This window comes from Geothermobacter hydrogeniphilus (assembly GCF_002898515.1).
Classification (GTDB): Bacteria; Desulfobacterota; Desulfuromonadia; order Desulfuromonadales; family Geothermobacteraceae; genus Geothermobacter_A.
The window spans coordinates 1-17128 of record NZ_PPFX01000021.1; the positions used below are offsets into that span (position 1 = coordinate 1).

The following is a 17128-nucleotide window of genomic DNA, read 5'->3' on the forward strand; positions in this document are numbered from 1 at the left end:
GATTGGGTGGACGATTTGGCTCGGAATCACTGGTCGGCATGGCTCGGAATCCGCAGTTCAGCGTCCAGAATATCAGAAATCCAGTCCCGTGCCTGCGGATTTCAGCAATCGCAACAGACCGGGCGCCACATTCCAACGCTGGCCGTCATCGGCAATGATGCTGACCGTCTTCTTGATGAGCCGCAACACCAACCCGGTCGCCGATGCTGAAGCCGGCCATCAGGTTGGTGTTTTTCGCCTGGGCGATCAGTTTGAGCCGCTCGACGATCAGCCGGTTGAGAAACAACAGGGCATCTTCGCCGAGGCGCTTGATCGCCTCGACGGCGGAAACACGATCGAAAATCTTTACACCACCGGATTTCATTCACTGCTCCTGGCCGCCTTTCCTGCAGGCATATTTCCCGTTTCGGGAAGACAACTACAGCTCAGATACTATACTGTTTTGACAACCGAACTCAAAGCCGGATCACGCCAGCTGCGCGTCCCGGCATCCCCGTTCAAGGAGACCGCGATGGATACCTTTGCCGCCATTCAAGCATTTCGACCCGGCCCACCTGATGGCCCGGGAAGAGGAACTCAAGCTGCTGCAGGCCGCCATCCAGGCACCGACCAGCTTCAATATCCAGCATTGGAGAAACAGAGAAAGTGAGGGCGTTATGACCGACCTGAGCCAAACCCGCTGTGAGGCCTGCCATGCCGGCGCCCGGTTGGCAACCGCGGAAGAGACCGCACAATTCATGCGCCAGTTGACCGGCTGGCAAGTTGTCAGCGTTGACGGCGTCAACCAGTTGAGGCGCAGCTTCAAATTCAGAAATTTCAAGCAGGCGATCGCCTTCACCAACGAGGTCGGCAAGATCGCCGAAGCCGAAGGGCACCATCCGGCGATCCTGACCGAGTGGGGTCGGGTGACCGTCAGCTGGTGGACGCATAAGATCGGCGGTCTACATCGCAACGACTTTATCATGGCCGCCAAGACCGACCGGTTGCTCTAGGACCTGCCGGGTGTGATCAGCCCCGGATCACATTGCCGGCACCAAGGGGGGGGGACAAAAGTGTTATCTGAACATGGGCTTGCTCAAGGAGCAGGACTTTGAACGGATGAGAAAGTGAATTTCTTAACAACGTCCCCTAGGTGTTACAGGGTTGTTTCTTCGAGAATATTTTCGGTTATGCCGGTCATGCCGCTTCCTCGTTATCAGGAAGGATTAATCCGTGTTGCCTTGCTAGTTCGTCATTAATAACTGCAACAGATGTAGGTGGCAACGCCCAGGTTTTAACTGCAGGATGAAGTGACTTTTTGAGGGCCTCCTGAATTGGCGGAAGCCACGCTTCCTGATGTCCGTTGACAACCAGTACAAACCGGAATTCCGCCGCCGAGAGATCCAATGTCTTGAATGGTTCAGGGAGTTCTTCTTCAGCTTGCAGATGTCGCTTAAGACAGGAAGCTACGCCCAAAGAAAACGCATTGACCAGCTTTTCGCGGATCTCCTCGATAAAAGCATCAAAGTTGGGCTGTGTTTCAGGTCGCGGCGTGCTCGATTTAGCCTCAATCACCAAGATAACAGGAGGCTTGCCGTTATCGAGACGGAACAAGAGAAACTCCGCCATCCGCACACCTTGTTGAACATTTTTGTAAGTCGCGCTTTTTTCGATGTAGAAGCAATGACCCTCTGGGTATGGGCCAAAGGTCATCCCGGATTCAATAATAGGAGATGTTGTCATTTGAGTGTCAGCTCCACTTCTTCTTTGTAGAGCCGGATTGACTCATCAATGATGGTGTTTTCCGGCATTCCGTTTTTCAGATCCGCCGTTGTCCACTGGCTGTTATGCGCTGAAATAACGGGAATGGAGATGCCTTTCTCCTGCGCTATTAGAAACAGCTTTTTGACCACAAAATAGGAATGACTGGCCAGGAAGAATTGAATTCCTCGCTCTGCCAGAACGGCAACAATATCCAGCAACTGTGAGACCGCTACAGGATGAAGAGCGGACTCCGGTTCGTCGATAAAAATGATCGAGCCGGTATCCAGGTAGCGGTTGCCAAGCAATGTATCGAGGATGGCTATTTTCTTGATTCCTTCCGCAGTAACTCCTATTGGGAATTTCTGTTTGCCTTTTTTAAACTGCCACCGCCCGGAGATTTCATCATACTCGACTTTGCCGCCTAAAATGTCCTCCAGTTTCCGGCGGGATTCGGCAAATTCCGCATAATTTTTTCCGCCCTTGGGAGATTGTCGTAAGGCACGGGCCAGATCAAGATAAGTATCATCAAAGCCAAATGCCTTATCTTGCTCGCGGGATTTGAGAATGATCTGATGTAAGGAGAGCACTTCCTTTGCCGGTAAAAAAATCGAATTTCTGGCACGGGCAGCACATGGTTTTCCAGCGACGAAATCTGCTTGGTCGTATCCTTGCCGAAGGTGTAAATGAAATTGCGCCTGTCAAACTGGACGGTACAAGACAAGGCCGCATTCGCTCCCTTTGTGACCAAGTCGCCAATTTTATCCGGCTGGAAGGTCCAGTAAAGTTTTTCTGCAAGAATTTCCGCCGCCGTGCGCTGGTCATTTCCACGTTTCTACTCCTCCAGTGTGCGCATGGTGCTATAAAGCGCCTTCAGAAGAAAGGTTTTTCCGCTACCATTTCCTCCTATCACCAGATTGATCGGACCGAGGTTTGGCCAGTCCAATTTTGCGAGTGGCCCGAAGTTATTGAGCTTAATTTTATTTAACATAAACGGCCTCCTTTTATCGTGCACCCTCTCCATGAGGCGGATAGATATGTGTTCTTATTGACGGTGCAAGTCGTTATTAATAATTTGATGCGGGTTCATAAATATTTTCCTCCGCTCTCCCGGCAGTATTTTCGTACCACATCGACCCAGCGCTCATACCAGTGCCAGACCTTACCCGCCACCATGGTGCCGTAACCCTTGGCGGGGTTCTTTGCATCCAACGATTGCCAGAGTTGCGTATGGTAGTGGACTGAAAAGCCGGGATAACCTTCCGCCTTCATCAAATCAACAACCTGTTTGGGCAGGTACTTCCTCTTTTCCGTTTCCTTGATGACGGCATATTCCTTGTTGATGGCCTCGGCCAATGGAGAATCGCTTTTGACAAATTCGATCACGCGGTCGGCCTGGCCTTTGCGGTTGGCAGTCTTTGGAACAAACAGAATCCGGTAGGCGTAATGCGGATTGGCGAATTCCTCATCGGACAAACCGGCGTCGAAATCCTGGATGTAGCCCCGGATATTGGCGGGTAGTCCTGGATGCTCTTCGAGTAACTCCTTTTGTTCGATGGATATAGTTGAGAACTGCAGACTGAATGAAAGGTGTTTTTCTATTCCATTATTTGCCTTGAACAGCTTTTTGATGTACTCGTTATAGTTTAGACAGCACGCCTGAAAACGGGCGCTCAAAATGTCGTCGATCCGGGTTGTCATCTGGTGCTCGATCTCATGGCGCAATCCGATAAGAAACCGCAGGTTGTTGGCCGTGTCTTTATCAATCGGCGAATTCACATCGTTCAGGCAGCGCTCAAGCTCCCAGTATTTGTATGCGCCATGCTTGGTTTTATCGAATTTCCGTCGCTTGCCGTTTTGCTGGCAATAACGGTGCTCGATTTTCTGATCGCGGAAATAGGCGTGAAGAAGATAGGTCCAGGCGATGATCATCAGAACCACATAGGATTCCGACTTGAAGCTGATGTTCGGGTTGTTGAATATCTGCACAGCGGCAAGCGCCGCTTCCCGCGATTTCTTGAGAAGTTCTTTCTTAATGGAACCGACTCGCCGAATCCGCTTGCTCATTTCCGGCCTCCGCTCAAATCAGCGATGGCCGCTTTCAAAACTTGAAGGCAGATTTCAGCTGTATGCTTGTCGGGAGAGAAATCGAGCACATAACCACTCGCCATGCCAAACAAATCTTCGAAAACCCTTTTTTCGATGGTCTTGAGACTGCTCATACGGCAGCCTCCACCAGTTTTTCAGCTCCCGGAATACGGTTGTCACCGACTATGTTTTTTATCCGCCTCATGCCGCCAATCGCTCCTTCGCCTGTTCGCGTTGAGACCACAGAACCGGTTCGAGTGCATAGTTTTTCAAAGCATCAATGACCGAGTGTGAAACACTGACATTGCTATCGTTCAGGAATGCGAAAAGCTGGGAGTCGGCCGCACGCGTCTCCCGGGTGTCCAGCCATTTGAACACCAAGGCCTCTGCCGCGTCCTTTTTAGGATTGGATAATGCCTGGACAATCCGTTCCGGTTGTTTCCGGGATTTAGGGATGACGAAATTGAACATGTGGTCGTAGCCGCTTTTGCCGGTAAATTTCACATTTGGCGTGTAACGGATGTCCGACAATTCCAGCCAATTGGTTACATCCTCAACAAACAGGCTCGCAACATAGGGAGAGGCCAGAAAAAAAAGATCATTAACCGCCAGCATCGCCTGAATAATGTTATGTTTTTTAAGCGAGAAATTATCCGGTGTGGCGTGGACAACAAGCTGGTCACGGTCAATTTGAACACCGAACCCCGCAAGAGTGGTCTTTAGCAGCTCCTGACGTTTGGGGGACTCCAGCGGACAGCCGGAGTTGACCAGGTCGGTGATGATGTAGCCGTCATCCGTAAGCACAAAGCCGTTTCCTTCTTTTCTGGCATAGATTTGCAAACAATCGTTGTGGCGATCCAGGTGAGGTGTCGTGATTTCGACCCAATCTTTTCCGACCTGCTTCAGGATGGTCTTGTCCTTAAGCCAGCGCGTATAGTCGTTCAGGAGTTTTTCGACTTCTTCGATTATCATGTGAACAACTCCTTCAATATGGGTGGCCGGGTAACGACATTACAAAACGCCATGAATTCTTCAAGGGTTTGCCATGCGTCCGCATGATTGGTGAAAACATCCGGTAACGGCATCGCCCATTTGTCACCCCAGCCTTCCCGGTAAAGATGCAGATGCGGGCAAGCAATCTCCTCGCCATCCGGGTTGCGATGCGGCGGCCCGCCGATATCAATACGAGCCAGAATCACCGCCTTCCGGGCGCGCGATTGAAAGGTGTTTTTTCTTAATTCAATACGGCCCCGGGTGATATCAAGACTGAATTCCTCACGGTTGTCCTCCGAATGCAACGGTATACGCAGCGCACCACCCAGACTTGGAAATGAATACCGGTCTGAACCGTGATAATGCTTGTCAAGGGCCAGAAGCGCATCAGCTTCCTGTTGGGTCAATGAAAGACTCATGCGGCAGCCTCCATGGTAGTGTTCAAAATTCTGTGTCATTTCTCTACAATAGCTAAAAGCAAAGGAATGACTCATGACTCAATCCAAGATCCCTTTCGACATGGAAGCCGCCCTCAAAGCGCTGCGTGAAGGTCAAAACCTTACAGGCAAAGGTGGTGTCCTGACCCCGCTGATCAAGCAACTGACTGAAGCAGCCATGCAGGCAGAGCTTGAAGAACATTTGGCCGAGGAAGAAACGCCGAATCGAAAGAATGGCACATCTTCCAAAACCGTGAAAACCCTCTCCGGTAGCTTCGAACTCGATACTCCTCGTGATCGTGCGAGTACTTTCGAGCCGCAGCTGGTCAAAAAGAACCAAACTCGGCTGACGGATGAGCTCGAAAGAAAAATTATCGCTCTCTTTGCCCTGGGAACCAGCTATCAGGATATCCGCAGCCACATTGCTGATCTTTACGGTATATCCGTATCCAATGGCACTATCAACGCAATAACGGACAAGCTTCTTCCCGAATTGCAAGCCTGGCGTGAACGTGACCTGGAGGCGATTTATCCGATCCTCTGGCTTGATGCGATTCACTACAAAATCAAAGAGAACGGTCGCTATGTCAGCAAGGCGGTCTACACCATTTTAGGTCTGAACATCGAGGGGAAGAAAGAGCTTCTTGGTCTCTATCTCTCCGACCAGGAAGGAGCTCACCACTGGCTGAGCGTTCTGACCGATCTTCAAAATCGCGGTGTTCAAGATATCCTGATCGCCTGCGTAGATGGCCTCAAGGGTTTTCCCGAAGCGATTGAGAGCATCTATCCGGAGACTGAAATTCAGCACTGTGTCATCCATCAAATTCGCAACTCCATCAGGTACGTGGCCTCCAAAAACCAGAAAGCCTTTATGGCTGATCTGAAATGTGTCTACAAAGCCGCGACCCTCAACGCCGCAGAACTGGCCCTGGACGAACTAGAAGCCAAGTGGGGCGAAAAGTATCCTATGGTCATCAAGTCCTGGCGGAGTAAATGGCCGACCTTGTCGAACTATTTCAAATACCCGGATTACGTCCGTACCGCGATCTACACGACCAATGCCGTGGAAGCCGTCCATCGCCAGTTTCGTAAGCTGACCAAGACAAAGGGCGGATTTTCCAACGAAAACAGTTTGCTGAAGCTGCTCTATGCGGGCATACTCAAAGCGTCAGAGCGTTGGACACATCCGATTCAAAATTGGAACCTGACCCTGGCTCAGCTGACTATCCATTTTCCGGGTCGGCTGGAAAAATACCTCAGCCTGTGACGCTGACACAGATTTTTGAACACCCTCGCCTCCATCAGTTTTTCCGCTTCTGGAATTTTGTTTGTCCAAGAGCAACCGCAACCAGTAACCGGCTGTGAGCCAATCGAATACTCAGCTTTTCCAATAGCCAGGCTCATGCTCAATTCTCCTGTATCCATTGATTCCTGATTTCCGCGAATTCATTATCTGATCGGCAAATCTCCTGCCATTCTGTTATAGCATCCGGAACAGTCTGGCTTTGCCTGGTGTAATGCATAAATAATCCATATGCCAACCCTGCCGCTTCCTGACGAATGGCAAGCCCCTCATGAAGCTCCATCCCATCCTCACCCATAATTGTATCTTTAGCTAATTTCTGAAGCCCAACAAGTACTAACCTTTCAAGTTCATTAGAAAATAGCGAGGGGTATTTTTTTACTATCCTTGTGAGCACATTCAGGACACTCGGCAGACCTGTTTTCTTTTGCCAACGCACGATCTGCCCCAACACATTAAGAATGTTCGACAAATCCTGTTCGTCCGGATAAAGCGCATTTTTTTCTAAAATGACCAAAACTGCCCTTAGGCTGTCAATTACTGTCTCACCAATACTTGATGCCAATCCGTTTTCGATTTTATCCAGAATGTCACTTTTCCAGTCAGGATATATGTGGAGACTGGCACTCTCCAGACGAAGTGCGGGCAATCCGTGTTCCCGCAGTTCACAAATAAGACGCCGTAATGTCTCTTTTTTCTCATTCTCTGTATCCTGATTAAAATTCGGCGCAATGAAGGCCTCAAGAACATCCACCAATTTTGCAAACCTGCCTCTAAATTCATCTGCGACGGAGCTAAATGTCGATGGAGTGTTCTCTTTCTTTAAATAGTCCTTGTCAGCATCCCACCACTCAACAAGACGATCGAATATCATAATAACGTCTGCATCAGACCATTGAGGATACTTGCTTGCACCAACGATTTCGCGGCAGAGCGGAACATCTCCTCCTGTAATGGAGATACTCTTCTCTGCGCGATTTTTCTGGATAGGAAATGACTCGCGCTGAATGTATTTTTTCAACAACGATATTGGATCGACGTTCGTGGGGTGAGGCAGATCAATAAAGGCGAATTTATAATAATCAGTTTGAGATGGGAGTCCGTAATCATCCAACTTGCACCAAAGTGCCTCAGTAAATTTATCCGTCTGTCTGCGCTCTAAAAATCCCAAATTATGCAACTGAACAAGTGTAAATATTGCCCATTTTCTGGCATTTGAATTATCGGACGATGCCTTCTCAAGAAGAATATTTATTTTTTCATCAGGGATTATCGGCTTAACCCAGGTTTGGATCAGTTCTCTTTCCAGATTGATAAATTGAAACGGGTTGACAAATTCTCGCTCTTCGATGGGACCAAGATTTTCGAGAACAGGAAAATCCAGCAATATTGGAATCAAATCAAAACGCTGACGAACTGAAAAAGCACTTAGAAGTCTCTCTGTTAGGTGCCGGATTCCACCATAGTTGCCTCTGTGATCTGACTTGTAAACTTTCAAAAGAAAGTTAATAAGCATTTCTTTTGATTCCAAAGAACATTTACAGCACAATCTGGACAAAATTTCGGGAACGACTTTAGCCAATATAATCCCAAAATTGTCTGCATAAAAACGGTTTCCTGACCGAATATCTCCTACGCTTTTCTCAAGAGATTCCAAATACCCTTCAACGAGACTATTAACAGAGGCCGTCTCTATCTTGAATAGTGATTCACGATTGAAAACATGATCGACGACCTTCTCATCCCCGATCCGAACCATAGTGGCCATTGCCCAGTAAGGTGAATATTTCGAGATACGAGACAATGTTCCTTCTGCGCTCTTTTTCCCAAAAGTGCTGCTAGGTATCCTGAACGGTATGCCTGCATCTTCACAAAAGCGAAGGAAGCTATATGCAATCAAGGCTTCATTATCCCAGCCAGCAAAATGATTTATGCGAGTAACACGTCCAATATCAAATTCTTTTTTTTCCGTAACATTCCGTTTTGCAACAGGTGGTCGCTCAAGAGAACCTTCGAAAATCTTTAGCTCATTCCATGGCTCACACTTATATTGTTTGAGTACATTCCAACGTTCAGAGAATGCCTTCCGGATTTCTTGCGTTTCTGACCATTTTCCATTGCCCGCTGCGACAGAAGTTTGTACATATTGAAGCAATAGCATTACAATGGCTTCTTGGGAAACCAAAGAGTAATCCGTTGTAATCGGCTTTAGGTTGAGCTTTGCGCGGATGTTTTTCAATGATTGTTCAAGAAGTTGCTCCGCCTCATTCACTTGTCCAATTTCGGCGAGCAGAGCGCCCTTTTTGGCTTCCATGAATGGCAAGGATTCATTAACCTGCCATTCTCTAAGTCTATTTTTTAGTTCTGGCATATCTAATCCAAAAAGGGCATAAAGAGCACGTTCATAGTACAAACTCGCCTTTTGTTCAGAAGATAGATGCTCTCTTAAACTCTCGATTTTGCCGTCGGCCTCTTTCCACTTTTCCAGCAGGCCCTCTTCACGGTAAAATCGCATCATCGACAGCAAAAGACAAATACACATTCTTCTGATCTCTTTTCTGTCTAACCCGCGTCCACTTATCTCCTTTGTTGCCAAAGGAAGCGATTTATCCGATGTCGCCATAACTCCAAGTGGCAAGTACCTACCCAGTACTGCCTCAAAGAATTCTATTTGCTGGTTTAGTATTGGACACAGGCATTTTTCCATGCGCCAGTTAAGTTCAAAAGCAAATTCAAGATCGATAAGCTTAGAAAAACTATCTTTAGAGGAGGCAAAACTGATCCAAGATTGAGTAAATGTCCAGAGGGAACTGCGACGATCTTCCGGAACTATTATCCACCCTGGATAAGAAAGACGCTGTTCTTTCCACACAGGCAGCAGCTCTTCAATTTGATCTGTTTTGTCTTTATTTAAATCTGGATGCAAGTGGCTCAAAACCTTTGGCCATTCAAGCCTATTATCTTCTGCTTTTCTTGAAATTAGGTACTCAAGAAACTGCTCCAATCCTTTATAGTGATCCCCATCTATTCCTGCACACTTAGACATATCGACCAGAACTATATTGCGCTGCTCCAGAAGTTTCACCTGAGCAACAGACAAATTGAGAACGCCAATAAGGTATATTTTGGGGGAATTCTGGTTGCCCAAGTTGTCGCGTATCCATCCTATCCATTGCAAGAAGTTTGGATCATCACCTGAAAATCCGATCAGGCAGAGCGTATTCTCCAGAAGTGCCTGCTGGACAGTATTAACGAACGGTGCAAAATCTTTGGGATATCGCCTGTAATCTTCTTCAGTGATGATGAAAGGTCGTTCAGATGGAAAACTTCCATGTAATTTAATTATCCTGGGTTTTGCTGAGTAGACCAAGTCCTCCTTATTAACCACGACATCATATTTTTGTGAGGTAATGGAAGTGCATGCCCGTTCAAGCAATGTGTCATAATTAGTTGTAAAAACATCTGTCCACGGAAGATCAAGCAACTTTACATGTAGTGGTGATGGTTCATATTCATAATCTGGTATGGCGTCACGCAATGCTTGGTCCAATGCTGGTCTTCCCAATGCGGCCTGCATCTCATCTGCCAGTTTAAGGACATTGAGATATTTACTTTTAGTATCAGGCGTACCCCCGTAAGCTCCCTCATAAAACAGGTCCCCCAATTGATGCCAATCTGGAAAGACGGAACATGATGTGCCGTTTGGTCTGGCATTCCTGCTGAATCCGGCCCCGACCATAACGGCCGCATGACCAGACCACAAACGTTCAGCAATTTCATTCAGATATGGACTAATGCTACTTGGAATCACTGATGGAATTGTTTTGCTCATGCCGCCGCCTCCCTCGATTTCTTGAGAGATTCGCTTTCATAGGAGCTAACACGTGGTATCCGCTTGGTCATTGTGCCCCTTCCTGAATTTTCCTTTGCCAAGCCAGTACCAACGCTTTATTGCCTTTGACAACCTCGGAGATAATCATGGCCAGCGCTTGGGTTTCTGTTCGGTGTGTGCCGACATAACCTGACCGAATCAAGCTGATCATGTCAGTTTCGCGCAAATATGTTCCGTCCAAAGCATCATAGCTCAGGCGAATTCCATTCTTCGGTCCTTTAGCCTCAGGTGATGTCAGGATTTTGTTCAAGTGATCCAGCGAGACCAGAAAAGATTGGTGCGAGTCATCAACGATCTTCCGCTTCACAAACTTGAAGAAGAAAGGGTTTCGGTTTAGCCGATAATCCGTTAGCACCCCTTCTAACTCAGGGAGCTGCATTCGCGAAATCTCATCACGGAATTGCTTGTCCGGCCTGAATAGCCAATCATGTCTTCCGTCCTCTTGTTTTGCTTCCTCCAGCATTTTATACTGGACCATGACAATATTGCCCCGGGTCTCGTTGATATAGATCAGGTCAACACCGAGCATCTTTTCCAGAGGAAGCTTGTTAGCGGTGTAGATCACCAATCGCTCGTCACGTTTTTCAAAAACCGCCCTGCCCGTAACATCAGGTGCTATGGCATCAAAACCCGGTATATGGGATGCGTCCGCATGAACCACATTGTCTTCATAAAGATGAGCACCGATTAGGCCGAGGCCCGACGAAGCACCGCGTTTCAACACGACTTGATCCGGTATCACATTGGCTCGGATGCCGAATGCGGCCATGGCAGACTGTATTGCGTCTTCCTGCGCCCAATTGGTATGAGGTGTACGCCGTAATCGAGGCAGCAAGGACAGTGCAGTGTCCATCGCAGTATGGTTACCCGCGTCTCTCGCCAACACCTCAATGAGGTGAGCACTGAGTTTTGGCGAAAGGTTTGAGAAGCCCCCCTCGACCGGGACCCGACCATTGAGCAAACGCTTCATTCGCGTATCGGTAACCTTTCTTTCTATCCCCTGCAGTGAAGATGGCGTAACAATGCGAAGCTTTTTGATGGTCAAGCGCGAATCAAAAGTACTCACGGAGGTTTTGCGGGTTACCGTACCCAGGTAGCATAGGGTCCCGTCATGGTCTTGAATTTCTAGCAAGCAGAGCGTCGGCAGTTTGAAATTTTGGAAAACAGAGTGAGGTCTTACAATGGTCAAGTGTTCAAACCCTTGCCTGGAGTTGAGCAAGGATTCCGAAAACGCTTCATCGAAGCAAATCAAAATCAAGGGTTTCCTTTCAACCCAGTTGGCGATCTTGACCGCTGTACTCATACGGACGCCTCCACTAGTTTTTCAGCTTCAGGAATACGAATTTCTCCTAAAAGAAGTTTCGGCAAAAGGGTGTCGCGAGTCTCAGCCAAAGCTTCATTATACCGGGTGTTCACGGAGACCTTTTCTGCGATATCTAGAAAATTGTTTTCAACTAACTCCTGAATTTCTAGCGGAGGAACAATTGCTTTCATATTGGCAAGGATTGTCCTGCTAAGTTCTGTTTGCCCAGTACTTCCTTCGCCCATTGCTTCAACTGTAGGTTCCAATGAGAGCATCATTCGAGAGAATGTATAAGGTTTATATTTTTCTGAAGCGGCTCGAACAACGGTTACATGCGAGTCAACAACGGTAGGCTCATCAATAAAAATCACCTGTGCCATCCTGCCCAGTGTGCCAACGCCGGTGGAATTAACCAGCAAATCTCCTTTTTCAAGCAACCTTCCATCAACTTTTCTTTGCTTCTCATCGTTCCTTCGTGCAAACGAATAGTCGATAGCGTGATTTCTTATACACCGTTGATTGATTACACGAATACCAGCTTGTTCTGTGTACTTCGGGGAAATCCCACGACGAAGTTCTGAGGTGAGCGTATCTAGAATGTCTAAGTTCCACCCCTTCGGAATCCAGCCCATTTCCTCTGTGAACTCGAATTCACAGGGAAACAGATCACGTATATCATCCGGCAAGGGTTTACGGGCGTCGCCGAGGGACTCACGCAAAGCTGCACGGGGTTGAAGGTCCTCGGGGATGGGGTTACCTGCGGCAAGGGCGTTGTCGATGACCGGGTCGAAGTCGATAAACCAGCTTTTGAACAGCGCGCTCGCCATGGCCTCCAGGGTTTCGTTCATGCGCCGATTCAGTTCGATCTTGTCATCCAGTGAGCCGAGAATATGGGCGATGGCGCGTTGTTCCGGCAGTTCCGGGATTGGAACATAAAATGCACCAAGCGATCCAGCCGGTACGCGTTGACGCCCCGAACTGCCTGTCATCTGAGAGATGGCAAACTGGCGGAAGTCCTGCCACTTCGTGAGGTAGTACGCAAAATTATTGTCCGTGATACCGTCTTTACCACGGATGACAATAAATTCAGTTGAACCAAAAGCTGGACCATCTGAACCGTTTGTTGGCGCATATCGGGCAATTTTTCCGTTTTCAAGGCATGGAGTAATCCTCGCCAGTAAGGTGTCGTAAGGTTCAAATCTGGCACCACCGCTTTTGAATGTACGGTACTCAGATTCTGCAACACTCCGCCATGAGGGATCAATTGCCTTCATTTCTACGAAGGGATAGCGTTCCCCTTTTTTTAGTTTGATCTTAGGGTTGACCTGAACCGCCTCGGTAAATGGAAGCTCTTGCCATTCACTCCCCATAACCCAACACCTCCAGATTCCTGCGGATCACGCCATCCAGTTCCATCGACTCCCGCATCTGTTCATAGAGGCGATCGGAAAGTTCGGCCATCTTTTCTTCAAAGGGTACGCCGTCGTCCTCGATGGCCTCAGCACCGACATAGCGCCCCGGCGTAAGCACATGGTGATGAGCGCGAATGTCGTCCAGGGTTGCCGATTTGCAGAAGCCGGATTTGTCCTCGTAGGTACCGTCTTTTTTTTCTCCCCGCCAAGCGTGGTAGGTGCGGGCGATCTCCGCGATCTCCTCATCGGACAGCTCGCGATGGGTGCGGTCGATCAGGCTGCCCAACTTGCGGGCATCGATAAAGAGTGTCTCACCCACGCGGCCCCGGAAACCGCGCTTGGCGTTTGGCTTTTTGGAGCGTGCCAGGAACCAGAGACAGACCGGGATCTGGGTAGTGTAAAAGAGCTGGCCCGGCAGGGCGATCATGCAGTCCACCATATCGGCTTCAATCAGTGCCTTGCGTATTTCGCCCTCACCAGAGGTGTTGGTGGACATGGAGCCGTTGGCCAGCACGAAACCGGCGATGCCGTCCGGCGCCAGGTGGTGGATAAAGTGCTGAATCCAGGCATAGTTGGCGTTGCCGCCGTCCACATGAATGACCGAGCCGTCTTTTTGCTTGCGGGGGCCTCCGGCCGGAGGTGTGCCGAAGGCCCATCGCACATCGTCTTTTACCTTGGAAAAACCCCAGTCTTCGTCGTTGAAGGGTGGATTGGCCAGGATGAAGTCGGCTTTGAGATCCTTGTGGGCGTCCCGCAGAAAGGAGCCTTTCTCATTCCAGCGGATGTCGGCATCAATGCCGCGAATCGCCATGTTCATGATGGCCAACCGCCAAGTGGTGTAGTTCATCTCCTGGCCATAAACGGCTATCTCGCGCCTGGCTTGTGTGCCGTTGCCATTCCCATTGGCGTGAGCTTCGACAAATCGCACCGCTTGGACGAACATACCACCGGAGCCGCAGCAGGGGTCATAGACACGCCCCTTGAACGGCTCGATCATCTCCACCAACAGCTTGACCACGCATTGCGGCGTATAGAACTCGCCGCCGCCTTTGCCTTCCTTCTCGGCAAATTGGGCGAGGAAATATTCATAGACTCGGCCAAGGATGTCCTTTTTGCGGCTCTCTTTGTCACCCAAACCAATGGTGGCGATAAGGTCGATCAGCTCACCGAGACGCGATTTATCCAGCGCGGGGCGGGCATAGTCCTTGGGCAGCACGCCCTTCAATGAGGTGTTATCGCGCTCGATAGAGGCCATGGCCTCGTCGATGAGCTGACCGATCTTCGGGTCCTTGGCGCGGCCCTGCAGGTATGTCCAACGAGCCTCTGGTGGAACCCAGAAAATATTCGAGGCGGAATATTCATCTCGATCTTCAGGATCAGCGAATTCCTCGGTCGTCAGTTCTTCATACTTTTCGAGGAAGGAGTCTGAAATGTATTTCAGGAAAATGAGCCCAAGAACGACATGCTTGTATTCAGCCGCATCCATAGTGCCACGTAGCTTGTCGGCGGCATTCCACAGCTTGTCCTCAAACCCGAGATTGGCTCCAGTGTTTGCACTCATCAATTTTATTCCTCACCTTTAGCGGGCAGTTTCAACTTCCCCTGTTTTGTCATCTTTGCGCAAAACGCATTAAACTGCGCCCTTGCAAGCTTGAAGGGAACTGTCTTGGCGTTTTCCCATCGGTTGATTGTGGCAATGCTCACCCCAAGCTCATGGGCAAGTTCCTCTTGACTGAGCCCCAATTGCTTGCGGACCTCTTTTACCAATTCACGCAAATTCCGGGGACACAATACCAGTTTTTCATACCCCCCAAAACCACCTATGCCCTCTCAAAAACCCTCTCCCGATGAAACGCTAAAAACTCCTCATCCGGCCGAAATTTCTCAGGAACCACTATAACCTTCCCCTCATAACCCAGCAACGCATCGGCAAAAAAGGCATCCCCTTCCCGGCAATATTTCCTCGACACCCGCACCGTCAAATCCTCATTGAGGGTGATCATTCCGGCGTCGAAGGCCTTGTCATGCAACATCGACAGGCAAAGCCCGTTGCGGGGGTTGAGACGGTTGGCCTTGTCATCCTTCCAGGGAACGATATGACTGGCAACCAGCAGCCTCGGCTCGGCCAAGCCGGTGATGCAGCAACGATTGCGATAGGCGCTCAGCACGGTGTTGCGAAAGAAGGCTTGCCCGACACGCGCCCTGCCCTGAACCGCCCTCTCCTGTCCCGTGTAGTCCATCGCGTCATCGGCCTGGTCGTCAACCGGGATCTCCAAACCGGCCGCTGCCTGCTGCAGTTCAAGGGCGAACCGGTTCCAGTCCGATTCCATTTCGGCCCACATGGCCCGATCGGCGGCCGACGCGCCCTGCAGCCCCGTCCGGCCGGTCTCGGTAATCGCCGGGTCGAGGCTGGCAATATTGGTCAACTTCATGGCCAGGGCCGATGGGGTGCGGCCGATCAGTTCGGCATATTTGATGATTTCTGGATTGCGATGGTGCAGCTTGCCGAAGGGCAACTCGCAGTAGAGCTTGAAGGTGATCAACAGCTGCTGGCGGGTCCAACCGGTCCTCTTAGACATTCATCCCCCCCAAACGCGGTACAACTCCAATTCCGATGTCCCAACTTCACCCAACTCAACTGTAACCAGCAAACGTTTCTTCGACCTGGAACCCGAGCGTGCGCCTGCCACCCCACTGACTTGAGGTCACAACTTGTGATCTCAAGTCCTTAACTCCCTGATTTGTCAACTGAAACATGACATCAGCAGGGAACCCGTCCAGGGTCCTTTCGACGGCAGGCAGCACAACCATGGGGCTCATACTCTCCCCCCTCCCGAAACATGGTCCACGATATAAACTAGCCGATGGCTAAGTAAAAACTTCGTCCTACAAGGCGCGGTGGTTTTTCGAGGGCGAAGGCATACGACCGTATGTCGAGGTCTCGAAAAACCACGGCAACGCCGTAGGGCGGAGTCTTTTACGACGCCATCAAAAAACCGCCCGCTCGGCACAGGCCGACACGAACGGTCATCAATCCCTCAAGCTGTCCCCCTCAGGTACTGCATGAATCCCTCCTGGACAAGTCAAACAATGCCGACAACTTATCCCATTTCGGCGGGAATGTAAATGACGGAACAACACCCCGGCGCTATCGGCAGGACTGCGTCTAACCCATTCCAAGACGTTCCCGACACTGCGCAAAATACCCGTCCAGATCCGCATCGACAAAATACCGCTCCTCACCGGGCGGCAACGCCACCTGCCCCCTGTTGACCACCACAATCGGGGCGCGGCAGCTGTAGGGCAGCTGCGACGCCGGGGCGACCTGGAGGGAGGAGCCGAGCACCAGCAGGAGATCGCAATGCTGCACCAGCTGCTCAGCGCGATCGAACTGGTTGACCATTTCACCGAAGAAGACAATGTCGGGCTTGAGCACGGCGTCGCAGCAGGAACAGTGGACCACCGGGGCATCGGAGCTGTCGGTCATCGCCTGCTGCCAGAAGGCATAGTCGAGACCGGTGAATACCTTTCCGCATCCCATGCAGGTGGCCGACCCGTAGGAGCCATGCAGTTCGATGACATTGCGGCTTCCGGCCCGCTGGTGAAGCATATCGATATTCTGGGTGATGATCCCGGCCAACTGTCCGGCCCTCTCCAGTTCGGCGAGAAAGCGGTGGCTGAACGTCGGCTGGATATCCTTCACGGCGGCGACAAAGTCGTTGGAGAACTGGTAGAACCAGCGTGGTTTACGCCTGAACCAGCGGACCTCGAAGGTCTTCTCGGGGTCGTAGCGCCGGGTGACGTAGAGCCCTTTCGGGCCACGGAAGTCGGGAATGCCGGCGGCGGTGGAGATGCCGGCGCCGGTCAGGGCGGCAATAGATCGGGAGCCACGGATCAGCGCGGCGCAATCTGCCGGGGAGATGGGCTGCATGGAGCCATCATAGCATCGGGAGCGGACTA

The 17128-nt window shown here is 50.2% G+C and carries 17 protein-coding genes; 4 read left to right on the plus strand and 13 right to left on the minus strand.

All coding sequences use genetic code 11. The features are described 5' to 3' along the window. Both C2E25_RS17855 and C2E25_RS09970 read left to right on the plus strand, forming a co-directional pair. On the plus strand, positions 1–649 hold a 649-nt coding region (locus C2E25_RS17855), incomplete at its 5' end, for a hypothetical protein (protein ID WP_233189396.1). 7 nt (positions 650–656) lie between these two features. Then, entirely contained in the window at positions 657–992 is a 336-nt protein-coding gene (locus tag C2E25_RS09970; protein WP_103115657.1) for a 4a-hydroxytetrahydrobiopterin dehydratase, read from the plus strand. Between the two features lie 184 nt (positions 993–1176). Here the strand turns inward: C2E25_RS09970 and C2E25_RS09975 are convergent, their stop codons facing one another. Continuing rightward, complete coding sequence (locus tag C2E25_RS09975) at positions 1177–1722, minus strand: hypothetical protein (protein ID WP_103115601.1); 546 nt, start codon at positions 1720–1722, stop codon at positions 1177–1179. Further along, complete coding sequence (locus C2E25_RS17680; RefSeq protein ID WP_199177404.1) at positions 1719–2330, minus strand: AAA family ATPase; 612 nt, start codon at positions 2328–2330, stop codon at positions 1719–1721. The genes C2E25_RS09975 and C2E25_RS17680 overlap by 4 nt, the downstream gene beginning before the upstream one ends. A gap of 5 nt (positions 2331–2335) precedes the next feature. Here C2E25_RS17680 and C2E25_RS17685 point away from each other — a divergent pair, with 5 nt between their 5' ends. Beyond that, the gene (locus C2E25_RS17685; RefSeq protein ID WP_199177405.1) at positions 2336–2728 is read left to right on the plus strand and encodes a hypothetical protein; all 393 of its coding nucleotides are present in this window, start codon (positions 2336–2338) and stop codon (positions 2726–2728) included. 98 nt (positions 2729–2826) lie between these two features. Here the strand turns inward: C2E25_RS17685 and C2E25_RS09985 are convergent, their stop codons facing one another. The 4 genes from C2E25_RS09985 to C2E25_RS09995 all read right to left on the minus strand — a co-directional run bounded on the left by C2E25_RS09985 (position 2827) and on the right by C2E25_RS09995 (position 5240). After that, positions 2827–3807 (minus strand): DUF3644 domain-containing protein, encoded by a 981-nt coding sequence (locus C2E25_RS09985; protein WP_103115602.1) that lies wholly within the window; start codon positions 3805–3807, stop codon positions 2827–2829. Continuing rightward, complete coding sequence (locus tag C2E25_RS17490) at positions 3804–3962, minus strand: hypothetical protein (protein WP_158247213.1); 159 nt, start codon at positions 3960–3962, stop codon at positions 3804–3806. The genes C2E25_RS09985 and C2E25_RS17490 overlap by 4 nt, the downstream gene beginning before the upstream one ends. 67 nt (positions 3963–4029) lie before the next feature. Next, positions 4030–4800 carry a DUF1829 domain-containing protein gene (locus C2E25_RS09990; RefSeq protein ID WP_103115603.1) on the minus strand — a complete coding sequence of 257 codons (771 nt, stop codon included), beginning with the start codon at positions 4798–4800 and terminating at the stop codon, positions 4030–4032. Next, entirely contained in the window at positions 4797–5240 is a 444-nt protein-coding gene (locus C2E25_RS09995; RefSeq protein ID WP_103115604.1) for a DUF6978 family protein, read from the minus strand. The genes C2E25_RS09990 and C2E25_RS09995 overlap by 4 nt, the downstream gene beginning before the upstream one ends. Before the next feature lie 73 nt (positions 5241–5313). Here C2E25_RS09995 and C2E25_RS10000 point away from each other — a divergent pair, with 73 nt between their 5' ends. Then, entirely contained in the window at positions 5314–6525 is a 1212-nt protein-coding gene (locus C2E25_RS10000) for an IS256 family transposase (protein ID WP_103115605.1), read from the plus strand. A gap of 139 nt (positions 6526–6664) precedes the next feature. Here the strand turns inward: C2E25_RS10000 and dsr2 are convergent, their stop codons facing one another. The 7 genes from dsr2 to C2E25_RS10040 all read right to left on the minus strand — a co-directional run bounded on the left by dsr2 (position 6665) and on the right by C2E25_RS10040 (position 17099). Next, the gene (gene dsr2, locus C2E25_RS10005) at positions 6665–10393 is read right to left on the minus strand and encodes an anti-phage defense-associated sirtuin Dsr2 (protein WP_103115606.1); all 3729 of its coding nucleotides are present in this window, start codon (positions 10391–10393) and stop codon (positions 6665–6667) included. Positions 10394–10460: 67 nt separating this feature from the next. Further along, entirely contained in the window at positions 10461–11756 is a 1296-nt protein-coding gene (locus tag C2E25_RS10010) for a hypothetical protein (protein ID WP_103115607.1), read from the minus strand. Next, positions 11753–13126, minus strand: a complete 1374-nt coding sequence (locus tag C2E25_RS10015) for a restriction endonuclease subunit S (RefSeq protein WP_103115608.1) — start codon at positions 13124–13126, stop codon at positions 11753–11755. Before C2E25_RS10015 ends, C2E25_RS10010 begins: the two co-directional genes overlap by 4 nt. Then, entirely contained in the window at positions 13116–14729 is a 1614-nt protein-coding gene (locus C2E25_RS10020) for a type I restriction-modification system subunit M (RefSeq protein ID WP_103115609.1), read from the minus strand. Before C2E25_RS10020 ends, C2E25_RS10015 begins: the two co-directional genes overlap by 11 nt. 5 nt (positions 14730–14734) lie before the next feature. Beyond that, a complete protein-coding gene (locus tag C2E25_RS18125) occupies positions 14735–14959 on the minus strand; it encodes a helix-turn-helix transcriptional regulator (protein WP_420094627.1) in 225 nt (74 codons plus the stop codon). Between the two features lie 29 nt (positions 14960–14988). Next, entirely contained in the window at positions 14989–15747 is a 759-nt protein-coding gene (locus C2E25_RS10030; RefSeq protein WP_103115611.1) for an HNH endonuclease, read from the minus strand. Between the two features lie 587 nt (positions 15748–16334). Further along, positions 16335–17099, minus strand: coding sequence for an SIR2 family NAD-dependent protein deacylase (locus C2E25_RS10040; protein WP_103115613.1), 765 nt, complete (start codon positions 17097–17099; stop codon positions 16335–16337). Positions 17100–17128 lie beyond the last annotated feature (29 nt).